This is a genomic window from Microbacterium forte (assembly GCF_031885415.1).
GTDB classification, from domain to species: domain Bacteria; phylum Actinomycetota; class Actinomycetes; order Actinomycetales; family Microbacteriaceae; genus Microbacterium; species Microbacterium forte.
On the sequence record NZ_CP116871.1, the window covers coordinates 765,173 to 779,591 of the forward strand.

Below are 14,419 nucleotides of genomic sequence, written 5' to 3' on the forward strand. Positions count from 1 at the left end.
GAGTCGGCGACACTGCGATGCCGCACGCAGGCTCAGAACAGAGTCGGGACATCTGTGATGACCCAGGATGATCGGTGATGCGGGGAGAGCCCGAGGCTCCTGATCGCATCGCGATGCTCGAGGCTCGCATATCCCTTGTTCCTGTCCCACTGATACGCGGGGTGGCTCTCGTGGAGCTCGGCCATGTAGGTGTCTCTCGCCACCTTCGCGATCACCGATGCCGCTGAGACCGACGCGCAGTCACGGTCTCCTTTGACCACGGGCCGCACGCGCAGCGGAACCGGATGCACGGGCGAGACGTAGTCGTGATTGCCGTCGAGCAGCACGAGCGCTCCGTCGAGGACCACTCCCGAATCGACCACGCTCTGCACGGCGCGCGATGCCGCGAGCCCGAGCGCCCGCATGATGCCCACCGAGTCGACCTCGGCCGCACTCGCCCAGCCGACTCCCGATGCCTGCACCCATGCCGCGGCCCTCGCAGCGACGTCAGGTCGACGCCTCTCGGTGACGAGCTTCGAATCCCGGAGTCCTTCGGGCACGCGACGGCGCGCACCGGCCGCATCCATCACGGCAGCTCCGACCGCCACCGGCCCGGCAAGCGCGCCGCGTCCGACCTCGTCGAGGGAGATGATGAGATCGCACTCACTCAGCAGCCTGCGCTCGAGAGTGAGCTTCGGAGCGACGACGCTCATTCCGGATCCGGGACGCCGTTGAAGCTGTCGTGGTGGCCGTCGATCGTTCCCATGCGGTCGAAGGGCCATGTCGTGAAGAACGCCTTGCCGACGACGTTCTCGATCGGCACGAATCCGCCGCTGGGGAGATCCTGATGCGCCCGCGAGTCCCGCGAACGATCCCGGTTGTCTCCGAGCAGCCAGAGGGACCCCTCCGGCACGACCACGTCGAAGGGTTCGTTGGACGCAGCGGTGTCGCCGTCCGGGAGATTCAGGTAGCCGAGCTCGTCGATGGGCGCACCGTTGACCGTGATCTGCCCGAGCGCGTTGCAGCAGACGACGTGGTCGCCCGGCAATCCGATCACCCGTTTGACGAGGTGATCCTGAGAGTCCGTGGCAGAGATCCCGATGACGTTGAGCATCCAGTCGAACGCTTCGATGAGCGGAGGCTGAGCCGGAGTCTGCGGCTGCCCGTCGAGCCACCCGCCGGGATCCTTGAAGACGACGACATCGCCGCGTTCGTAGTCGTTCCACCGGGGTGTCAACTCATCGACGAGGATGCGATCTTTCACCATCAGGGTGCGTTCCATCGAGGCCGACGGAATGTAGAAGGAGCGGACGACGAAAGTCTTCACGACGAAGGAGACGAGCGCCGCGATCACGACGATCACGAGGACGTCTCGCAGGAAGACGAGGAACCCGCGACGCCGCTTCGTCGGTGGAGTGGACGCGGCGGCGGAGTCAGTCGTCATGAGGGTTCCTTCACAGTCTCGCACCGCACGGAGACGGCATCATCAAGGGTCGCACACCCCGGGGATAACACAGCACCCCGGGACATCGTGTCCCGGGGTGCTGTGGAGAACCTGCGCGTCAGTTGTCGCGCTTCTCCTTGATCTTCGCCTTCTTGCCCCGCAGCTGGCGGAGGTAGTAGAGCTTCGCGCGACGCACGTCACCGCGGGTGACGACCTCGATGTGGTCGATCACCGGGGAGTGCACCGGGAACGTACGCTCGACGCCCACCTGGAAGCTGATCTTGCGAACGGTGAAGGTCTCGCGCACTCCATCGCCCTGGCGGCCGATGACGACTCCCTTGAAGACCTGGATACGCGAGCGGGTGCCCTCGGTGATGTTCACGTGCACGTTGACCGTGTCACCGGGGTTGAAGACGGGAACGTCTGAACGCAGCGATGCTGCGTCGACGGCGTCGAGGATCTGCATGATCGTCTCTCTCTGCACTCGCCTCAGGTCGGTTGCATGATGTAAGTAGGAACAAGAAGAGGTGTGCTGAACGGAGCCGAAGCGTCCGTGGGCTCCCCTGAGGCAGAACCGGTCACGGCACAAACATTCATTCTGCCATGGATGCCGCACACGGCCAAAACGCCGTGCGCCGCGTCCTCAGTCCCGTGTGTCCTTCTCGCGGACCACGATGACTTCGTGTGCGCGGGTCTCTGGCACCGGCTCATCGACACCCGGCACGGATGACCACGCGATGGTCTCGCGGATCCGTGCTCCGCTCCCCTTCGCCTCGTTCCACAGCTGCCAGAGCTGCAGCCAGAACAGGCCGATGCCGACCACCACCGCTGCCGCGAGCAGCCAGCCGAAGGCGCCGTCGATGAAGCACCCGACCGCGATGGTCAGCCCATGCCAGATCGTGAAGCCGCCGACGTCCCACCAGGAGACCGCCCGCTCGACGCGCACCGACGGACGCGATCGGGTCAGGAGCGTGAGGAGCAGCTGACCGACGAAGACCGAGGGCACCGCGATGAACAGCACCCACAGGATCGCCCATCCGCCCTGGAAGACGCCCCACCCCACGAGCAGCCAGAGCGGCAGCAGGAACGCGGCCGGAATCAGCCACCGGAAGAACGCCTGACGCAACCACATGCCTCAAATCGTACGACGCGAGGCTCCACATCGTCACGGTGTTCGCTGTGAGCGCGCGGTCTCTGCGCGGACGCACGCGTCCGGGAGATCGGGGAGAATGGAGTGGACGAGAGGACAACCGATGATCGAACTGCGCACCCCTGCCGAGATCGACGAGATGCGCGCCGCCGGTCGCTTCGTGGCTGAGACCCTGGCAACCCTGCGCGACGAGACGAAGGTCGGCACGAATCTGCTGTCGATCGACCGTCGAGCGCACGACATGATCCGCAAGGCCGGAGCGGAGTCGTGCTACATCGACTACCACCCGTCCTTCGGTGCCAGCCCGTTCGGCAAGGTGATCTGCACGTCGATCAACGACGCGGTGCTCCATGGGCTCCCTCATGACTACACGCTTCGCGACGGTGACCTGGTATCGCTGGACTTCGCGGTGTCCGTGGACGGCTGGGTGGCGGACTCGGCCCTCTCGTTCGTCGTGGGCACCCCGCGAGAGGAAGACCTGCGCATCATCGACACGACGGAGCGCGCGCTCGATGCGGCGATCGGCGCAGCGGTCGTCGGCAACCGTATCGGCGACATCTCGGCGGCCATCGCGGCGGTGTCGCGCGGCGAGGGGTACTCGATCAACACCGACTTCGGCGGACACGGCGTGGGGCGCATCATGCACGGCGACCCGCACGTTCCCAACGACGGCCGGGCCGGGCGCGGGTTCCCGCTGCGCGAGGGCCTGGTGTTCGCTCTCGAACCGTGGCTGCTCGAGACGACAGACGAGCTCGTCACCGATCCCGACGGCTGGACCCTTCGGAGCGTCGACGGATCCCGGGGCGCCCATTCGGAGCACACCGTCGCAGTGACGGCGGATGGCCCCATCATCCTCACCGACAGGTCGTTCCTCGGCGTCCGCTGACTCCCGATGCTCCGCTCGTGTTCCTCACGCGCGGCGGTAGACGAACACATCCGTGACGATGGGCAGGTCGTACTCGTCGTGGTCGCGTGTCTCGGGATCTGAATCCAGCACCGCTTCGATGGCGGCGAACATCTCCGCGCGCGCTGCCTCATCGGCGACGAGGAAGGTGCTCACGGTCGACCAGCGACCGAGGTACGCGTCGCGTCGAATCCGCTCCGTCGAGTGGATCTGCTCGTGGCGCACGAAGTAGAAGCCGGGAAGCTCATGTGTCGAGGTGCTCGTGGTGACGTCTGCATCCCCCACCGCGGGGTGCGCGATCCGGTGCGCCGCGCGATCCCACGCGCACGTCGGATCGAAACGGTTCCAGATGAGTCCGAGGGTTCCCCCCGGTGTGAGCACTCGCGCGATCTCCGCACACGCGGCCTCCTCGTCGAACCAGTGGAAGGCCTGCGCGACCGTCACGACATCAGCGACCTCGGACTCCATCGGTATCCGCTCGGCGCTGCCGAGATGCGCCTCGACCCCGGGCAGCTTCGAGCGCAGGATCTCGAGCATCGGCTCCGACGGCTCGACTGCGACGACACGCTCCGCCCATCCCCCGAGCAGTTCTGTGAACTTCCCGGTGCCTGCACCCAGATCCAGCGCCGTGCGCACGCTGTGAGGCATCACCACGCCGGCTGCAGCAGGAGGGAAGCCTGGACGGTAACGGTCGTAGTCTGCACCGGTGAGGGTGAACGATTTCGCCAGCGCGTCGTCGACCATGCTGCGACGCTATCAGGCGCCCGCGATCTCACCCGTCCTGCGACAGTGCGACTGTGCCATCCTGAGTGCATGATTCCGGAGGATCGCCACGTGCCAGAGCATCTGTTCCTGGCTCGGCACGGGCAGACCCGATGGAATCTCGAGCATCGGCTGCAGGGGCAGCTCGACTCGCCCCTGACCGAGGACGGCATCCGACAGGCGCAGAGCGTTGCGGAGCGGGTCGCCGATCGCGGCATCACGACCGTGTGCTTCAGCCCGCTGGGCCGCGCACGACACACGGCAGCGATCATCGCTGATCGGATCGGCGCAGACCTCATCGAAGTGCCGGAGCTCGCCGACCTCGACCACGGCGAGATGGCCGGCCTGACCTGGGACGAGATCGATCAGCGATTCCCCAGGGCGCGCGAAGACCGCGCGGCGAACCGATACGGCTGGGCGTTTCCCGGGGGCGAGAGCTATGCCCAGGCGAGAGGACGCGCGCGCCGGGCGCTGACATCCTGCGGATGGGCTTCGAGGGGCGTTCCTCTGCTCGTCAGTCACGAGATGCTCGGCCGGCTGCTGCGAGCACACCTCCGAGGCTTGGACGCGCATTCCGCGTTGTCGCTGAGGCACCCGCAGGACGTGGTGTTCGAGATCGACCGCGGAACCGAGCGGATGCTCTAGTTCTCGTCGTCCGGCAGCAGATCCGGCCGACGGCGACGCGTCCGCTCGATCTGCTGATCGCGACGCCAGGAGGCGATCACGGCGTGGTTGCCGCTCAACAGCACCTCGGGTACGGCCCGTTCCCGCCACACCGAGGGCTTCGTGTAAGACGGGTACTCCAGGAGTCCGTCTTCGTGCGATTCCTCGACGAGGCTCTCCGGGTTGCCCACGACACCGGGGATCAGACGTCCGATCGCCTCGATCATCGCCATGGTCGCGACTTCTCCTCCGTTGAGGACGTAGTCGCCGAGACTGACGAGTCGCACCTCGCCGAGCGACGCCGCATACTCGAACACCCGCTCGTCGATGCCCTCGTACCGGCCGCATCCGAAGATGAGGTGATCGCGGGTGCTGAGGTCACGAGCCGTGGCCTGGGTGAAGACCTCGCCCGCGGGAGAAGGGAAGATGATGGTCGGCCGACGGCCCTCATCGGAAGGAGCCGACGACGCCAGCTCATCGAGCGCGAGCCCCCAGGGCTCCGGCTTCATGACCATCCCCGCTCCACCCCCGTACGGGGTGTCGTCCACGGTGCGGTGGCGGTCGGAGGTCCAGTCCCGAAGGTCCCGGACGCGCAGGTCGAGGATGCCGGCGCTCTGCGCCTTCCCGAGCAGGGAGAGCGTCAGGCCGTCGAAGTACGACGGGAAGATGGAGAGGACGTCGATGCGCACGGGCAGACCGTACCCGTGGTCACTCGGTGGCGTCGGAGTCCGAGGACTCCCCCGCCTCCGTCGCCTCGGAAGCGTCGGGAAGCTCTTCGAAGAGTCCAGCGGGCGGCGTCACGATGACGCGTCCTGCTCTCACGTCGACCGTCGGAACGATCGCCTCGACGAAAGGCACCATGATGTCCTGGTCGCCTGACCTGACGATGAGCAGGTCCTGCGCCGGGAAGTGCTCGACCCGAGCGACTCTGCCCACCACGACACCATCACGGACGACATCGAGCCCAGTGAGCTGGTGGTCGAACCACGCGTTGTCCTCGACCTCGTCGTTGTCCTGATCGATCCAGAGGATCGCTCGGACGAGGGTCTCTGCACCCTCACGATCGTCGACGTCCTTGAAGAACACGACGGGGTTGCCGTTCATCACCCGGTACTCGCGAACGACGACCGTCTTGCCGTGCCACGGAGATGCTTCAGGCACCTGCAACGTGAACTCGGCCCCTGGAGTGAAACGACGCTCGGGATTGTCGGTGTAGAGCTCCAGCTTCAGAGCGCCCTTGAGACCGTGGGCCTTGACGAGGCGCCCGACCCGCAGCTGATTCTTGCCCTGGTTGCGGTCTGTCGACACCACGTCAGTCATCCGCGACATCGACACGCACACGACGCCCGTCTGCAAGAGCGGAGATGAGCGTGCGCAGTGCTTTCGCGGTGCGGCCGCCGCGCCCGATCACGCGTCCACGGTCGTCGGGGTGCACGCGCACCTCGAGGAGATCGCCTCTCGGCGAGGTGGAAGCGTTGATGCGGACATCCTCGGGGTGATCGACGATCCCCTTGACGATGTGTTCGAGCGCGGCGGCGAGCACGACGAATTACTCGGCGTCGGCGGCGGGAGCCTCAGCGGCCTCCGCGTCGGCCTTGGCCGGAGCCTCGGCCTTCTTCTCGACCTTGGGCTTCACGACGGACTTCTTGGACGCGTCGATCTCGAACGGAACCTTGGGCTCCTTGACCTTGAGGGTGGACTTCGCGTCCTTGTCGCCCTTGAACTTGCCCCAGTCGCCCGTGATCTTGAGCAGCGCTGCGACCTGCTCGGTCGGCTGAGCACCGACGGACAGCCAGTACTGCGCACGGTCGGAGTCGATCTCGATGAACGAGGGCTCCTCGGTGGGGTGGTACTTGCCGATCTCCTCGATCACGCGACCATCGCGCTTGGTCTTCGAGTCGGCGACGACGATGCGGTAGTACGGCGCACGGATCTTGCCCAGGCGCTTGAGACGAATCTTGACAGCCACGATTCTCCTGAATTGTGTGGAAGGTAACGAACCGATCGCCTGGAGAGTGGGGTGCACACCCGGCGGAAGCTCAAATAGGGAGGACAAGTGCTGGATAGAGGGTCGAGCACGTCGTCCGACCTTCTATTCTGCCAGATCCGCGGCCAAGGAGCGAAACGGGACGACACGGCGGTTGCCGTGTCGTCTGCACCGCATGTCAGACTGTGCTCGTGAAGCTCGATTTCGCGTCATCGGCCCGGTCCACAGTAGGCCTCGAATGGGAGATCATGCTCGCCGACCCGGTGAGCGGTGATCTCGTAGGCCGCGCCCCTGAGCTGCTGTCGGCACTCGAGCACGAAAGCGCCGACGAACGCCATACGGTGACGGGTGAGCTGCTCACCAACACCATCGAGGTCACCAGCGGCATCGGCGATTCGGTGGCGCACGCGGTCGACGACATCGCCAACGCGATCTCTGCCGTGCGCTCGGCCACGGATCCCGCCGGCATCGAACTGCTCTCCGCAGGCAGCCACCCGTTCGCACAGTGGTACCAGCAGGAAGTGACCGACAAGACCCGCTACCACACCTTGATCGAGCGGACCCAATGGTGGGGCCGCAACATGATGATCTGGGGGATCCACGTCCACATCGGCGTCGAGGATCAGCGCAAGGTCATCCCCATCATCAACGCCCTCGCGGCATACCTCCCGCATCTGCAGGCGCTTGCCGCGTCGAGTCCGTTCTGGGCCGGTGAGCGCACCGGGTACGCGTCCAACCGCGCCCTGGTCTTCCAGCAGCTGCCCACGGCCGGACTCCCCTGGCCACTCGACGACTGGTCCGACTATGAGGCCTATCTCGACGACATGGTGCGCACCGGTGTGATGGCCGATGCGACCGAGGTGCGCTGGGATATCCGCCCCGCTCCGCGGTGGGGGACGATCGAGGTGCGGGCCTGCGACGGCCTCTCGACCCTGCCCGAGCTGGCAGCGGTGGCCGCCCTCGTCCAGGTCCTGGTGGAGCATCTCTCCCGGCAGTTCGACGAGGGTCGCACTCTCGCACAGATGCCGGCCTGGTACCACCGCGAGAACAAATGGCGCGCGGCACGCTACGGCCTCGACGCCAGGGTGATCGTGGATTCGGCGGGCACCCAGCGGCCGGTGCGGGAGCATCTGTCCGAGGTCCTCGACGAGCTCGCGCCGGTCGCGGTCGAACTCGGCTGCGGGCGAGAGTTCGGCAGCATCGAGACGATACTCACGAACGGCGCGAGCTACGAACGGCAGTTGACGATCGCGAACGCGACGGGCGGCGACCTCGGTGCGGTCGTGCAGCACCTGATCCGGGAGTTCCGTTCCGGCCCCGAATCGTCGACCGACGAGCCGTAGAGGTCAGTCCTCCACGAGTCGGCGCGCGAGCCCCTCGTCGAGGACCACATCCGTGATGAGCTCGGCGGCGATCGCTGCGCGGAGGCTCGCGAGCTTCGGAACTCCCGAGACCACGCACACGCGCCTGGGCACCCTTCGCAGTCTGTCGAGGCCCGGACCGGTGGCGCGGGCGTTCACACGGATGTCCCTCCACGAGCCGTCTGCGCGGAAGAAGACCGTCGCCACGTCGCCGATCGCATGGTCTTCGCGGAGGCTCCGGTAGTCGTCGCGTCCGAGATACCCTCCGACGTACACACGGCTGGGCACCTCCGCGGCGGGAGAGCCGAGACTGAACACGGCGATGTCCATCTTCGACTGCAGATCGAGCACTCTCCGGGTGCTGCGCTCGCGCCACATCGCCTCGCGCGTCGACGGATCGTCGAAGAACGCCGGCACGGGGAACTGCTGCACTTGCGCGCCGAACGCGCTGCCGAAGCGCTGCAGGATGTCGCTCGAGTACTCGACGCCGCTCGTCTGCGTGTTGCCCGCGCCGTTCAACTGCACGAACGTCGTGTTGTGCGTCTCCTTCTGCGTGAGACCGCGGCTCACAGCGCTGATCGTCGATCCCCACGCGACGCCCACGATCATGTTGGAGTCGACGAACTGCGAGAGCAGCCGCCCCGCTGTCAGGGCCACACGCTCGAGCCGCTCCACCTCGCTGACGATCTCGGGGATGGGTACGACGTGCGCGACGAGGCGGTACCTGTCTCTGATGCGCTGCTCGAGCATCCCCAATCGCTCCAGAGGAGAGTTGATCCGGATGTCGACGAGCCCGCTCTCGCGAGCGAAGCTGAGCAGACGGGACACGGATGATCGCGAGGTCTTCAGCTCCTGCGCGATCACCTCCATCGTCTTGTCCTGCATGTAGTAGAGCTGCGCTGCGGTGAGCGCGGCGATCAGCTTGGAGTCGCGGGATCCCGCGTCAGGCTGGGTCATGAGGGCCTCCTCGCCTCGATCTTTGCACATATGTGCAGCGGGCTTGCGCGCGCTGGCCACATGGGTCGAAGCTGGGGGCACGCACAGAGAAGGGTCGAAGATGATCGAGTCGACACACTCATCACCGGAACGCGCCGAAGTCCGCGCCGTCCGTGAGTCCGGACGCACGAGCGTCCTTGTCATCGGAGCCGGGATCAACGGGATCTCGACGTTCCGAGACCTCGCACTTCAGGGCGTCGACGTCCTGCTGGTCGAACGAGGAGACTTCGCTTCCGGCGCCTCCGCGGCATCGAGCCATATGATCCACGGCGGCATCCGCTACCTCGAGAACGGCGAGTTCCGACTCGTCCGTGAATCCGTCGAGGAGCGAAACGGCCTGCTCAAGATCGCGCCGCACTATGTGAAGCCGCTCGAGACCACGATCCCCATCTACTCGACCTTCTCGGGCATCCTGTCCGCCCCCCTGCGTTTTCTCACGCACAAGAGCGGCAAGCCCCAGGAGCGGGGAGCGTTCCTCATCAAGGTCGGGCTCACGATCTACGACACGTTCTCGCGCGATGGGGGCATGGTCCCTCGTCACCGCTTCCTCGGTCGCAAGCGCTCGCTCGCCGAACTCCCCTCGCTCGACCCGAACATCAAGTACACGGCCACCTACTATGACGCCTCCATGCACGATCCCGAGCGTCTGGCGCTCGACGTGCTGCAGGACGGGCGCGCGGCTCATCCGGGCGCCGTCGCTCTGAACTACGTCGAGGCGATCGCCCGCGACGGCAAGAAGATCGTCCTCCGCGATCGTGAGAGCGGCACGGAGTTCTCGGTCGCCGCAGGTGTCGTCGTGAACGCATCAGGGCCTTGGACAGACCTCACCAACGACGCGCTCGGCAACGACACGCGCTTCATGGGCGGGACCAAGGGGTCTCACATCGTTCTTGATCACCCAGAGCTTCTCGAGGCGACGCGTGGCCGCGAGATCTTCTTCGAGCACTCTGACGGCCGCATCGTGCTGATCTACCCCCTCAAGGGGCGCGTGCTCGTCGGGACGACGGACATCGACGCGGATCCGCGCGAGGCAGCCGTGTGCACGGAGGAGGAGATCGACTACTTCTTCGACCTGATCCACCACGTGTTCCCGACGATCGACGTGACGCGCGAGCAGATCGTCTTCAACTTCTCCGGCATCCGCCCGCTTCCTCGCCACGAGGACACGGCCCCTGGATTCGTGTCCCGCGACTACCGCATCGAGGTCGACGACAAGGGCGCGGCTCCTCTGGTGAGCCTCGTCGGCGGAAAGTGGACGACGTTCCGCGCACTCGGCGAGTCGCTGTCCGACGTGGTGCTCGATCTGATCGGCCGCACTCGCACGGTGTCGACCGCCGGCCGGGCCATCGGCGGAGGCCGCGACTTCCCGCGCACCGAGAAGGCTCGTCGAATCTGGATCCAGGAGAACCTCCCGGGTGCCGGCGACCGCGCCGAGCGCCTTCTCGCCCGCTACGGAACACGTGCGGCTCAGGTCTGGGAGTTCATCGAGCAGGGTGATGACGCTCCCCTCGCCGGCGACGACCTCTCCACCCGGGAACTCGCCTGGATGGTGGAGAACGAGATGGTCGCGCGTCTGCAGGATGTCGTCATGCGACGCACCAGCATCGCATTCACCGGTCACGCCGACGCGGATGTGCTCGAAGAGCTTGCCGCAGCCCTGGCTCCTCTGCTCCACTGGGATCGTGCACGCCAGGATGCAGAGCTCGACCAGACGCGCACGATGCTCAACGAACGACATGGACTCCAGATCTCGTCCCGCGCACGCGGCTGACGAGACATCCGAACGCCGCCCTCCACGCGGCGTAACTCCCAACAAGTGCCAGAGCTATGGGGCTCTGGCACTCAAGAAAGGTCAATGAAGACATGACTGAAGTGAATCTCGGTCTCTACTTCCTCTCGGAGTTCGTCGGCACCGCAATGCTGATCCTCCTCGGATGTGGTGTCGTCGCCAACGTCGCTCTTGCCAAGAACAAGGGCTTCGGCGGCGGCTTCCTGATGGTCAACTGGGGATGGGGTCTCGCGGTCTTCGTGGGTGTCCTCGTCTCGGCGTACTCCGGCGCCATCCTCAACCCGGCGGTCGGCATCGGCCTTCTCGTCGCCGGCAAGATCGACTTCTCGCAGTTCGCGGTGGCGACCGGCGCCGAGCTGCTCGGTGCGATCGTCGGTGCGATCCTCACCTGGCTGGCTTACAAGCAGCACTTCGACGAGGAGCCCGACCCCGCCAACAAGCTCGGCGTCTTCTCGACCGGCCCGGCGATCCGCTCCTACGGCTGGAACCTCGTCACAGAGGTCATCGGCACCTTCGTCCTGGTGTTCGCGATCTTCGCATTCGCCGACTACGGCGACATCGAGATCGGCGTCCCCGGAGGCCTCGGACCGCTCAGCGCCCTGCCCGTCGCGCTCGTCGTGGTCGCTATCGGTGCATCGCTCGGTGGACCCACCGGCTACGCGATCAACCCTGCTCGCGACCTCGGACCCCGTATCGCCCACGCCATCCTGCCGATCAAGGGCAAGGGATCGAGCGACTGGTCGTACTCGTGGGTCCCGGTGGTCGGTCCGCTGCTCGGTGGTGTCCTCGCCGCCGTCGCAGCGCCCGTTCTGCTCAACCTCGCCTGAACCCGAACCTGACTTCAAAGGAGAACACAATGGCCGACTACATCATCGCCATCGATCAGGGCACCACCTCCAGCCGCGCGATCATCTTCGACAAGAAGGGCAGCATCGTCGCGACCGGACAGAAGGAGCACGAGCAGATCCTCCCCAAGGCCGGCTGGGTCGAGCACGACCCTGCGGAGATCTGGCGCAACGTGCAGGAGGTCATCGGCCTCGCGCTGAGCCGCGGCGACCTGACACGTCACGACATCGCCGCCGTGGGAATCACCAACCAGCGTGAGACCGCAGTGGTCTGGGACAAGACGACCGGCAAGGCCGTCTACAACGCGATCGTCTGGCAGGACACCCGCACGCAGGAGATCGTCGACCGCCTCGCGGCCGACGGCGGCGTCGAGCGGTTCAAGCCCGTCGTGGGCCTCCCCCTCGCCACCTACTTCTCGGGCACCAAGATCGCCTGGATCCTCGAGAACGTCGAGGGCGCACGGGAGAAGGCCGAGGCGGGCGACCTCGTCTTCGGCACGACCGATAGCTGGGTGCTGTGGAACCTCACGGGCGGCGTCGACGGCGGTGTGCACGTCACCGATGTCACCAACGCCTCACGCACGATGTTCATGGATCTCGAGACGCTCGAGTGGCGCGACGACATCCTCGAGGCGTTCGGAGTGCCGCGCTCGATGATGCCGGAGATCCGCTCCTCCTCCGAGGTGTACGGCGCCGCCGAGGACTCGTCTCTGCTCCGGGAGACGCCGATCGCCGGCATCCTGGGTGACCAGCAGGCCGCGACGTTCGGTCAGGCCGCGTTCAACCAGGGCGAGAGCAAGAACACCTACGGCACCGGATGCTTCCTCATCTTCAACACGGGCGAGGAGATCGTCCACTCGAAGAACGGGCTGCTGACCACCGTCGGCTACAAGCTCGGGGACGGACCGACCCACTACGCGCTCGAGGGCTCGATCGCTGTCACCGGATCGCTGATCCAGTGGCTCCGCGACCAGCTCGGGATCATCAGCTCCGCTCCCGAGGTCGAAGAACTCGCGAAGCAGGTGGACGACAACGGTGGCGTATACATCGTCCCCGCGTTCTCCGGCCTGTTCGCACCCTACTGGCGTTCGGACGCCCGCGGTGCGATCGTCGGCCTCACCCGCTACGCGAACAAGAACCACATCGCTCGCGCAGCGCTCGAGGCCGTCGCATTCCAGACCCGCGACGTTCTCGACGCGGTCAACGCGGATGCCGGCGTCGACCTCACCGAACTCAAGGTCGATGGGGGCATGGTCGCGAACGATGCGCTCATGCAGTTCCAGGCCGATGTGCTCGGTGTGCCCGTCGTGCGCCCGGTCGTCGCGGAGACCACCGCGCTGGGTGCCGCGTACGCCGCCGGTCTGGCCGTCGGCTTCTGGAACGGTCTCGACGACCTCTCCGCCAACTGGCAGGAGGATCGTCGTTGGGAACCGTCGATGGAGGACGGCGAGCGTGACCGCCAGCTGCGCCTGTGGCGCAAGGCCGTCACCAAGTCGATGGACTGGGTCGACGAGGACGTGATCTGACCTCAGGACTCTGAGGAGGCGGGCCCGGAGGATTCCTCCGGGTCCGCTTCGTCTTCGACGCGAGGCGTCATCGGCCCGATGACCCGGAGGAACGCAGTGGCGACCGCCCTCGGCGACCGTGCGTCCCAGGCGACGTACTCGACGCGCACCGGTCCTCCGACGATCTCCACGGCGACCGCATGGGGCGCAGCCGCGGCGGCGACGCCCGGCGCCAACAGCGTGATCGCGAGCCCAGCCGACACGAGTCCGAGAATCAGCTCGGCCGAGTCCGCTTCGAACGACACGTCGCGAAGCACACCGGCGACACCGAAGGCGGCATCACTCTGCGCGCGCCCTGACGTGCCCGCGGGGAAGTCCGCGAAAACCTCTTCGGCAAGGTCTTCCAACGCGAGGCGTTCGCGCCGTGCGAGTCGGTGGGTCGACGGCACGACGGCCACCAGGCGCTCGCGGGCGAGCTCTCGCGCGGCGACGCCACTGGGGCGGACGTCCTCGTGCAGGCCCAGCATCGCGACATCGAGCTCTCCTCGGCGCACCGCGGCTGCCAAGGCATCACTGTTGCCCATGCTGAGCTGCACCCGCGCCTCCGGGTGCTCCGCCCTGAACCGCGAGATCGCGTCAGGCACGGAGACCGCGGTGACCGTCGGGATCACACCGAGACGAAGCGTGCCGACAACCCGACCCGCGGCCGCTGCTGCGGCCTCACGCGCCTGATCCGCTGCAGCCAGCGCGGCCCTCGCATGAACGAGGAATGCTTCCCCCGCCTCCGTCGTCCTGACGCTGCGACTCGAACGCACGAACAGGCGCTGGCCGAGTTCGCGCTCCAGCGCCGCGATCTGGTGGCTGAGGGCCGACTGCGTCACGAAACAGCGCTCGGCCGCGCGCGTGAAACTCGACGAGGACGCGACCTCGACGACATACTTGAGCTGCTGCAGATCCACGTATCCATGATCCTCATTCATGGATCCCGTGACAAGCATGCGTTGGACTCATGTGTCCATCGAGATCAGGCTGAG

At 66.3% G+C, this 14,419-nt stretch carries 17 protein-coding genes; 6 read left to right on the plus strand and 11 right to left on the minus strand.

All coding sequences use genetic code 11. The features are described from left to right. Positions 1-32: 32 nt before the first annotated feature. The 4 genes from rnhB to OB895_RS03855 form a co-directional block, all read right to left on the minus strand. The gene (gene rnhB / locus OB895_RS03840) at positions 33-692 is read right to left on the minus strand and encodes a ribonuclease HII (protein ID WP_042541664.1); all 660 of its coding nucleotides are present in this window, start codon (positions 690-692) and stop codon (positions 33-35) included. Continuing rightward, positions 689-1,423: a signal peptidase I gene (gene lepB, locus OB895_RS03845; RefSeq protein ID WP_042541665.1), complete on the minus strand. Its 735-nt coding sequence runs from the start codon at positions 1,421-1,423 to the stop codon at positions 689-691. Before lepB ends, rnhB begins: the two co-directional genes overlap by 4 nt. 118 nt (positions 1,424-1,541) lie before the next feature. After that, positions 1,542-1,889: a 50S ribosomal protein L19 gene (gene rplS, locus OB895_RS03850; protein ID WP_042542128.1), complete on the minus strand. Its 348-nt coding sequence runs from the start codon at positions 1,887-1,889 to the stop codon at positions 1,542-1,544. A gap of 177 nt (positions 1,890-2,066) precedes the next feature. Continuing rightward, positions 2,067-2,555 (minus strand): MFS transporter permease, encoded by a 489-nt coding sequence (locus OB895_RS03855; protein WP_079112745.1) that lies wholly within the window; start codon positions 2,553-2,555, stop codon positions 2,067-2,069. A 121-nt stretch (positions 2,556-2,676) separates the two neighbouring features. On the opposite strand from OB895_RS03855, the gene map reads away from it, so the two are divergent. Further along, entirely contained in the window at positions 2,677-3,459 is a 783-nt protein-coding gene (gene map / locus OB895_RS03860) for a type I methionyl aminopeptidase (RefSeq protein WP_079112744.1), read from the plus strand. A 24-nt stretch (positions 3,460-3,483) separates the two neighbouring features. Here map and OB895_RS03865 read toward each other — a convergent pair whose 3' ends face one another. Then, complete coding sequence (locus OB895_RS03865; RefSeq protein WP_079112743.1) at positions 3,484-4,221, minus strand: class I SAM-dependent methyltransferase; 738 nt, start codon at positions 4,219-4,221, stop codon at positions 3,484-3,486. 90 nt (positions 4,222-4,311) lie between these two features. Here OB895_RS03865 and OB895_RS03870 point away from each other — a divergent pair, with 90 nt between their 5' ends. Then, complete coding sequence (locus OB895_RS03870; RefSeq protein WP_079113968.1) at positions 4,312-4,884, plus strand: histidine phosphatase family protein; 573 nt, start codon at positions 4,312-4,314, stop codon at positions 4,882-4,884. Here the strand turns inward: OB895_RS03870 and trmD are convergent. From trmD to rpsP, 4 genes are read right to left on the minus strand one after another with little or no spacing between them, the layout of a single operon-like run. After that, on the minus strand, positions 4,881-5,591 hold the full coding sequence (gene trmD, locus OB895_RS03875) for a tRNA (guanosine(37)-N1)-methyltransferase TrmD (protein ID WP_079112742.1): 711 nt from the start codon (positions 5,589-5,591) through the stop codon (positions 4,881-4,883). The two genes, OB895_RS03870 and trmD, sit on opposite strands and share 4 nt — an antisense overlap. A gap of 19 nt (positions 5,592-5,610) precedes the next feature. Continuing rightward, the gene (rimM, locus tag OB895_RS03880; RefSeq protein ID WP_042541670.1) at positions 5,611-6,222 is read right to left on the minus strand and encodes a ribosome maturation factor RimM; all 612 of its coding nucleotides are present in this window, start codon (positions 6,220-6,222) and stop codon (positions 5,611-5,613) included. Beyond that, entirely contained in the window at positions 6,215-6,445 is a 231-nt protein-coding gene (locus OB895_RS03885) for an RNA-binding protein (protein WP_042541671.1), read from the minus strand. The genes rimM and OB895_RS03885 overlap by 8 nt, the downstream gene beginning before the upstream one ends. A 6-nt stretch (positions 6,446-6,451) precedes the next feature. Next, positions 6,452-6,871: a 30S ribosomal protein S16 gene (gene rpsP, locus OB895_RS03890; protein WP_042541672.1), complete on the minus strand. Its 420-nt coding sequence runs from the start codon at positions 6,869-6,871 to the stop codon at positions 6,452-6,454. 209 nt (positions 6,872-7,080) lie between these two features. Between rpsP and OB895_RS03895 the strand changes: the two genes are divergently transcribed. After that, on the plus strand, positions 7,081-8,232 hold the full coding sequence (locus OB895_RS03895; protein ID WP_311879215.1) for a glutamate--cysteine ligase: 1,152 nt from the start codon (positions 7,081-7,083) through the stop codon (positions 8,230-8,232). 3 nt (positions 8,233-8,235) lie between these two features. On the opposite strand, the gene OB895_RS03900 is transcribed toward OB895_RS03895, so the two are convergent. Then, positions 8,236-9,207 carry a sugar-binding transcriptional regulator gene (locus tag OB895_RS03900; RefSeq protein WP_042541673.1) on the minus strand — a complete coding sequence of 324 codons (972 nt, stop codon included), beginning with the start codon at positions 9,205-9,207 and terminating at the stop codon, positions 8,236-8,238. A gap of 100 nt (positions 9,208-9,307) precedes the next feature. Here OB895_RS03900 and OB895_RS03905 point away from each other — a divergent pair, with 100 nt between their 5' ends. From OB895_RS03905 to glpK, 3 genes are all read left to right on the plus strand, one after another. Next, positions 9,308-11,017, plus strand: a complete 1,710-nt coding sequence (locus tag OB895_RS03905; RefSeq protein WP_311879216.1) for a glycerol-3-phosphate dehydrogenase/oxidase — start codon at positions 9,308-9,310, stop codon at positions 11,015-11,017. Between the two features lie 92 nt (positions 11,018-11,109). After that, complete coding sequence (locus OB895_RS03910) at positions 11,110-11,862, plus strand: MIP/aquaporin family protein (RefSeq protein ID WP_042541675.1); 753 nt, start codon at positions 11,110-11,112, stop codon at positions 11,860-11,862. Between the two features lie 29 nt (positions 11,863-11,891). Next, positions 11,892-13,406: a glycerol kinase GlpK gene (gene glpK, locus OB895_RS03915; RefSeq protein ID WP_042541676.1), complete on the plus strand. Its 1,515-nt coding sequence runs from the start codon at positions 11,892-11,894 to the stop codon at positions 13,404-13,406. Positions 13,407-13,408: 2 nt separating this feature from the next. Here glpK and OB895_RS03920 read toward each other — a convergent pair whose 3' ends face one another. Continuing rightward, a complete protein-coding gene (locus OB895_RS03920) occupies positions 13,409-14,344 on the minus strand; it encodes a LysR family transcriptional regulator (RefSeq protein WP_042542131.1) in 936 nt (311 codons plus the stop codon). Positions 14,345-14,419 lie beyond the last annotated feature (75 nt).